Source organism: Pedobacter chinensis (assembly GCF_003339865.1).
GTDB lineage: Bacteria > Bacteroidota > Bacteroidia > Sphingobacteriales > Sphingobacteriaceae > Pedobacter > Pedobacter chinensis.
Genome location: NZ_QPKV01000007.1, coordinates 244642 through 251497, shown reverse-complemented (window position 1 = coordinate 251497; position 6856 = coordinate 244642). Strand labels below are relative to the sequence as shown.

Genomic DNA, 6856 nt, shown 5'->3' with positions numbered 1-6856 from the left:
ATAAAATATTCAGGTGCCTATATCGGTGGTGTCCACCTCTTCCCATTCCGAACAGAGAAGTTAAGCCCACCAGAGCCGATGGTACTGCGGTAACACGTGGGAGAGTAGGTCGGTGCCAAATCTTAAAGCCCCAAAAGGGCATTGACAAGGACCCTTGCAGCAAAACTGCAGGGGTTTCTTCGTTCATAAAGATTTTTGAGCAGGGAACGGAAAGCCCAAAGCGCGGGGACCGCATGTTGGGGACAACATGTTTGTCAGCGACAGGAGCTGGATCTTTCAAACCGCCTCAACGGAGATGGGGAATCACAGGCGAGGTTCAGGCCAAAGTTGATCAAAACTGAAACAAGGAATCCTTTTTGCATGTTCTGCATTCATGATCACTTCGGACGGTACCCAAAAAGATTGCAGGGACAGCAGGGCTGAACTTGCCAATAAGACAGTTATTACTTTTCAAATCACTTACGGAGGAATTTAAAATATGTTTTCAATCATTTTTGAAACTGATTCTATCCTAAATGTGTTAATATAATGAGGTTTGCCATATTATTTGGTTATCTTTGTTTCTAACTAATATACAAATACAAAGAATGAGTTTTTTTGCAGATAAAAGAAGGGAAGTAATGGTGCATATTGAGAAATATATGTTGGAGATGATGGATACCTATCTTAAACCGATTGATACTAACTGGCAGCCATCTGATTTTTTACCTGATTCTACAAGTGAAAACTTTTATCAAGACATTAGAATTTTAAGGGAAAACGCAAAAGATCTTTCTTATGATTTAGTGGCTGTTTTAATCGGCGATACCATTACTGAAGAAGCACTTCCAACTTATGAATCGTGGCTAGCAATGGTACAGGGGCCTAGCATGAAAGAAGATGGAGGATGGATGAAATGGAATCGTCATTGGACTGCTGAAGAGAATCGTCATGGCGATCTTTTAAACAAATATTTATATTTATCCGGTCGTGTTGATATGCGCCAAATGGAAATTTCTACGCAATATTTAATCGCGGATGGTTTTGATATTGGTACCGGGCATGATCCCTACAGAAACTTCATTTATACCTCTTTTCAGGAATTGGCAACAAATATTTCGCATAGAAGAGTTGCATCTTTAGCAAAAAAAGATGGTGATACCTTATTATCCAGAATGTGTGGCGTAATTGCTTCTGATGAAGCCAGACATGCAAAGGCTTATAAGGACTTTATGAATCAGATTTTTAGAGTTGATCCAAACGAGGCAATGCTAGCTTTTGAAGACATGATGCGTAAAAAAATTGTAATGCCAGCTCATTTCCTTAGAGAAGTCGGTTTAAAAATCGGACAAACTTTTGGTCACTTTACTGATGCTGCACAACGTTTAGGTGTTTATACAGCGATTGATTATGTAGAGATTATGCAATCGTTAATTGAGGACTGGAAAATTGAGGGTATGCGTGATTTGAATGATGCCGGAGAAAAAGCCCGTGATTATATTATGGCTTTACCTTCCCGTTTATTACGCGTTGCAGAAAGAATGAAAAATCCAACAATGGATTATAAGTTTACCTGGATTGCAGGATAATCCAATTTGATAATATAACAAAAAAGGTTCTTTTCACTTTACGAAAAGAACCTTTTTTGTTATGGAATAAGTTAAGCTATCTGGTTACATATTTCTTCTGTACTGGCCACCTACTTCATATAGTGCATGGCTGATTTGGCCAAGTGAACAAACTTTACAAACCTCCATTAATTGTTCGAAAATGTTATTTCCGGCAATGGCTGATTTTTGAAGTTGTTTTAGTAAATCTATTGATTTGTCACTATTTCTATCTTGAAATTTCTGTAAGGCTGAGATTTGATATTGCTTTTCCTCTTCTGTAGCACGTATTACTTCTCCAGGAACAATTGTTGGAGACCCATTTTTATTAAGAAAGGTGTTAACACCAACAATGGGAAATTCGCCGGTATGTTTTAACGTTTCGTAATACAGACTTTCTTCCTGTATTTTACCACGCTGATACATGGTTTCCATGGCTCCCAACACTCCTCCACGATCGTTAATTCTTTTAAACTCTTGTAAAACCGCATCTTCAACCAAATCAGTAAGTTCTTCAATGATAAAAGCACCTTGTAGCGGGTTTTCATTTTTAGCCAAACCTAATTCTCTGTTGATAATTAACTGGATGGCCATTGCCCTACGAACAGATTCTTCCGTAGGCGTAGTTATCGCCTCATCATAAGCATTGGTGTGAAGTGAATTACAGTTATCATAAATAGCATATAAGGCTTGTAAAGTGGTACGAATATCGTTAAAATCTATCTCTTGGGCATGTAACGATCTGCCAGAGGTTTGAATATGATATTTTAATTTTTGTGAACGATCATTGCCTTTATACTTGTTTTTAATCGCTTTTGCCCAAATTCTACGGGCCACCCGGCCAATCACGGCATATTCCGGATCTATCCCATTTGAAAAAAAGAAGGACAGGTTAGGAGCGAAATCATCAATATGCATGCCTCTGCTCAGGTAATATTCAACAAAGGTAAAACCATTACTTAGTGTAAAGGCCAGCTGTGAAATGGGATTAGCACCAGCCTCGGCAATATGATATCCCGAAATGGAAACTGAATAGAAGTTTCTGACCTTCTCATCGATAAAATACTTTTGGATATCGCCCATCATTCTCAAGGCAAATTCAGTTGAGAAAATACAAGTATTTTGTGCCTGATCCTCTTTCAAAATATCTGCCTGAACCGTTCCCCGAACAGAACTTATGGCTTTAGCTTTTATATTGGCGTAAACTTCAGCAGGTAAAACCTGATCCCCTGTTACACCTAAAAGCATTAAGCCCAGGCCATTATTTCCCTCTGGCAAAGCACCATTGTACGATGGTCTTTTTATGTTTTTTGCCTTATAAATAGAATCAATTTTAGTGTTTATTTCTTCCTCTAAACCGTTTTCTATGATATACTTTTCACATTGCTGATCAATAGCGGCATTCATGAAAAAACCTAACAGCATAGGAGCAGGGCCATTAATCGTCATTGATACCGAGGTTGACGGGGCGCAAAGATCAAAACCGGAGTAAAGTTTTTTAGCATCATCTATAGTTGCAATACTCACTCCTGAATTTCCAATTTTCCCGTAAATATCTGGTCGGATGTGTGGATCTTCGCCATAAAGTGTTACAGAATCAAATGCTGTTGACAGGCGATGGGCAGGTTGACCAAGCGAGACGTAATGAAAGCGTTTATTTGTTCTTTCCGGACCACCTTCACCAGCAAACATTCTGGTTGGATCTTCTCCTTCACGCTTTAAAGGAAAAACACCAGCTGCATAAGGAAATTCTCCCGGCAAGTTTTCGGTTAAGAGCCAACGTAAAATATCTCCCCAATCTTCATAACGGGGGAGTGAAACCTTAGGTATATTTAATTTTGAAAGCGATTCATAAAACAGAGGTTGCTTTATTTCTTTATCACGTACTTTATAAATGAAAAATTCTTCTTTGTATGCCCTTTTAGTTTCAGGCCAATGGCGGAGTAAACGTTTACATTCTCCATCCAATTGTTCTTCGAAAAAGGAATAGGCATCTTTTAATCCATCTCCTAAGTCTAAAGATTGGTTTTCATCAGCTAATTCGATAACGCCCTTAAGCTGATACATTTTTCGTGCTATTGAAGATTGCTTATCGACCCATTCGTTATATATCTGGCTAGACTCTGCGATTTCAGCTAAATAACGAATCCGATCAGGGGGAATGATATATATTTTTTCAGATTGATCGGAGGTCAACTCCATTTTAGCCTGAAAATCTGTTCCTGTTTTTGATTTTATTTGATGCATTAAAGCAACAAATAAGTTATTCATCCCAGGATCATTGAATTGTGATGCCATTGTTCCATAAACCGGGATCTCATCATCTTTGGCATCGAAAATATTGTGATTACGTTTATATTGTTTTCTTACGTCCCGTAAAGCATCTAATGCACCTCTTTTATCAAATTTGTTAATGGCTACCAGATCAGCAAAATCAAGCATATCGATTTTTTCGAGCTGTGTTGCCGCGCCGAATTCAGGCGTCATCACATATAATGAAACATCACAATGTTCGGTAATTTCGGTATCTGATTGGCCGATTCCGGAAGTTTCAACGATGATTAAATCATAACCTGCAGCTTTACAAATATCAATACTTTCCTGTACATTTTTTGATAATGCCAGATTTGCTTGTCTGGTGGCTAATGAACGCATATAAACCCTTGGATTATTAATGGCATTCATTCGAATACGATCTCCAAGTAAAGCTCCACCCGTTTTTCTTTTTGAGGGATCAACAGAAATGATAGCGAGTGTTTTATCCTTTACTTCCACCAAAAATCTACGAACCAGCTCATCCACTAAAGATGATTTTCCTGCTCCGCCAGTGCCGGTTATCCCTAAAATAGGAGCACTGTTATTTTTAGATAACTTTTTCAGTTCATTAACAAAATCTTGTGCACCTTCCGGATCATTTTCTGCAACGGTTATTGCCCCGGCAATTGCTTTAACTTCCTTTTTTGGAATCGTTTGAAGTTCATCTGTAATGCTGCTTTTTGTAATGAAATCAGTTTTAATCAACATATCATTGATCATGCCTTGCAAACCCATTTTACGCCCATCATCAGGAGAATAGATTTTTGAAACGCCGTAAGCCTGTAGTTCTTCAATTTCTGAAGGTAAAATTACCCCACCACCCCCGGCAAAAATTTTAATATGACCTGAACCTCTTTCCTGTAGCAAGTCATACATATATTTAAAATATTCGATATGACCACCCTGATAAGATGTCATCGCAATGCCCTGAACATCTTCCTGAATGGCACAATTTACAACCTCATCAACTGAACGGTTATGGCCTAGATGGATTACCTCAGCTCCTGAAGACTGGAGAATTCTGCGCATGATATTTATGGTTGCATCATGCCCATCAAAAAGCGAGGCAGCTGTTACAAAACGAATTTTATTTTTTGGTTTATATATTTCTACTGGTTGCATACTATAGGATTTAAAGTATCACGAAATGAAATTTTGTTATACTTGTTCCGAACATATTTGGTTCGACAAATGTAGCAAATACTTATAATTTGAGTCTTTTTTAATGGTATTGATACTGTTTATAAACAACAAAGCCACCTTTGAAGGTGGCTATGGATTATTTGCTTGTAATTTCGGTTATTGGCTCTCCGACATTACCATTTGGCATTTGAATATGCAGTAATGCTGCAAGTGTTGGCGCAATATCTGTCATGTAATGTGTTTTGTTGGTTGCGCCTGGTTTAATTCCCCATCCCATAAAAACCAATGGAATATGAGAATCGTATGGGTTCCAGTTTCCATGGGTTGTTCCTGTACTTCCGCCATTAAACCAGTTTGGTTCTAAAACATAATAGATATCTCCGCTTCTACGGGCATTATATCCATTTGTGATCATTTTTTTCTGAATTTCCTGAAGCGTAGTTTGAGAAATCTTAGAAATATCCACTGCGTTTTGGAAGCCCTCCAGTCTTTTTAAGAACTCTATTGATGCAGATTTAATCACATCAAAACTTACCGTTCCGTTATCAGTTTTGTCATGATCGAAGATAATCTGATTGTTCATCGATTTCAAAACCAAATCGTTAACTTTAAATTTATCGTTCAGAAATGCGTTTAATTTACTTGCAATTTCTCTGTCACTAACCACACCAGCAGGTAATTTATTCTCTTTCATAAAACCAGGAACGTGTGCGACGCCATGATCAGCAGTTAGGAAAATGGTATAATTTCCTTTTCCCACTTGTTTATCCAGATAATTGAAAAATTCTTCAAAGTCTTTATCCAAACGTAAGTAAGTATCTTCCGCTTCGATTGAATTTGGACCATATCCATGTCCTACATAATCTGTTGCAGAACAACTAACCGCCAGAAAATCGGTAATGTTATCTTTCCCTAAATCTTCTGAAAGAATTGCCAGTTTTGCTAAATCTAAAGTAATGGTATTACCATACGGAGTACTTCTGATCGCATCAAAATTCTTATCTATAAATTGATTCAGCTGGTGAGGAAAGGTACTGCTTTTTCCTTCGTAAGCTTTCTCATCTGCAGTACTGTTCACATAAGTATTAATGGGATATAATGTTTCCCAGTTTTTTGCATAAAACTTATTGGCCAGTTTCAATTTATTATAATCAGCAATCCAGGTAGGAACCTCTTTCATATAATAAGAGCTGGTGATCCAGTTTCCGGTGCTTCCCTGATACCAATAGGCTGCATTTGCTGCATGACCAGCAGGAAGGATTGACCCTCTATCCTTTAATGAAATTCCAATAACTTTTCCTTTAAAATTCGTTGCCAGTCTTAACTCATCAGTGATGGTATTACTTAACATGTTTTTTGGAGACATATTTCCTTCAGAAGAGGGTGTACTGCCCACTGTTACAACAGAACTGTCTTCAGTGCAATACACGTTTTTCTTAGTTTCCGGATCATACCAGTCATTACCAATAATGCCATGTACCGCCGGAACTGAACCCGTATAAATACAGGTATGACCACAAGCAGTGTAGGTTGGTGTGTAAGGAATATAGGTATTTTCAACGGAAAACCCCTCGTTTATCAATCTTTTAAATCCTCCATTTGTATAGCGATTGTAATAACGATATAAATAATCCCAGCGCATTTGATCGACAACAAGACCAACAACTAATTTTGGACGGGCAATTTCAGCAGGAAATGCTTTTACTGGTGCGGTAGTGTTTTTTTTTGTTTGTGCGCTCGTAACTGAGATGGAAATGAGAGATAGGGAAAAGAGCAAATAGGATATTTTCTTCATTCTGTTTTTAGTTAAA

Annotated in this window: 3 protein-coding genes and 1 rRNA gene; 2 read left to right on the top strand and 2 right to left on the bottom strand. The window is 37.8% G+C overall.

Annotated elements, in window-relative coordinates:
• Positions 1-9: 9 nt before the first annotated feature.
• Positions 10-121, top strand: a 5S ribosomal RNA gene (rrf, locus tag DU508_RS17820).
• Positions 122-587: 466 nt separating this feature from the next.
• Positions 588-1568, top strand: coding sequence for an acyl-ACP desaturase (locus tag DU508_RS17815; protein ID WP_115404118.1), 981 nt, complete (start codon positions 588-590; stop codon positions 1566-1568).
• Positions 1569-1652: 84 nt separating this feature from the next.
• On the opposite strand, the gene DU508_RS17810 is transcribed toward DU508_RS17815, so the two are convergent.
• Both DU508_RS17810 and pafA read right to left on the bottom strand, forming a co-directional pair.
• Positions 1653-5024, bottom strand: a complete 3372-nt coding sequence (locus DU508_RS17810) for a methylmalonyl-CoA mutase family protein (protein ID WP_115404117.1) — start codon at positions 5022-5024, stop codon at positions 1653-1655.
• Positions 5025-5181: 157 nt separating this feature from the next.
• Positions 5182-6840 (bottom strand): alkaline phosphatase PafA, encoded by a 1659-nt coding sequence (pafA, locus tag DU508_RS17805; RefSeq protein WP_115404116.1) that lies wholly within the window; start codon positions 6838-6840, stop codon positions 5182-5184.
• Positions 6841-6856 lie beyond the last annotated feature (16 nt).

What these genes read in the sequence shown, in the direction of transcription:
- DU508_RS17810 (WP_115404117.1), bottom strand. Translation starts at nt 5,024, where the DNA reads ATGCAACCAGTAGAAATATATAAACCAAAAAATAAAATTCGTTTTGTA.
- DU508_RS17815 (WP_115404118.1), top strand. Translation starts at nt 588, where the DNA reads ATGAGTTTTTTTGCAGATAAAAGAAGGGAAGTAATGGTGCATATTGAG.
- pafA (WP_115404116.1), bottom strand. Translation starts at nt 6,840, where the DNA reads ATGAAGAAAATATCCTATTTGCTCTTTTCCCTATCTCTCATTTCCATC.